Raw genomic sequence first — 203 nt, forward strand, 5'->3', positions numbered from 1 at the left:
TCAGTACTTCTTTAGTGCCGTCTTCTCGTATACCAATGGCAATATAAATCGCTTCTTTGGATACAGTTTGACGTTTTAGTGGAATGTAAGTAGCATCCATGAAAATAGCGACATACTTATCATTTAGAGTTCTAACTTTAAATGCATTTACTTCTTCAGTCAGCACTTTAGTCATTTTGGACATGGTTTGGGGCGTGTAGTGA

Annotated in this window: 1 protein-coding gene; it reads right to left on the bottom strand. The window is 36.9% G+C overall.

Annotated features, from left to right (window positions below; translation table 11 throughout):
- Positions 1–203, bottom strand: a 203-nt coding sequence (locus tag DIZ30_RS13260) for a transposase (protein WP_199914203.1), incomplete at both ends; no start/stop codon positions are given.

It is taken from the genome of Enterococcus sp. H57, assembly GCF_003112495.1.
GTDB classification, from domain to species: domain Bacteria; phylum Bacillota; class Bacilli; order Lactobacillales; family Enterococcaceae; genus Enterococcus_B; species Enterococcus_B faecium.